This is a genomic window from Methylobacterium sp. C33D (assembly GCF_053345825.1).
In genome coordinates, this window is sequence record NZ_JBKFAV010000259.1 from 1 (window position 1) to 278 (window position 278).

General features: G+C 32.7%; 1 protein-coding gene. It reads right to left on the reverse strand.

Going from position 1 to position 278, the window contains the following annotated elements; translation table 11 throughout:
- A partial coding sequence (locus ACLBXO_RS32290; RefSeq protein ID WP_447687977.1) for a VanZ family protein occupies positions 1 to 278 on the reverse strand: 278 nt, incomplete at both ends.

A 278-nucleotide genomic window follows, 5' to 3' on the forward strand; every position in this document is an offset into this window, starting at 1 on the left:
GTGGATTTCATCACTTATTGAATATAAAAGGCAGGTCAGGGGAATTAATATAAGACGAATTTTTAATGGGATTTTTATATATGTAATATATGTAAAAAAACTGAATATTCCTAAAATTGCATAAGCTGTAAAATGTGCCGCTTTGCGGACTACGAATTGAAAGGATTCAATAATTGTGAAGTGCTGGGAAGCAGACAGAGAGTCAAAATCACTATGAAAAATTCGTATTATCATTGTTATTAATCTGCCGCTTGTGTCAGATGATTCTGTAGCGGTTT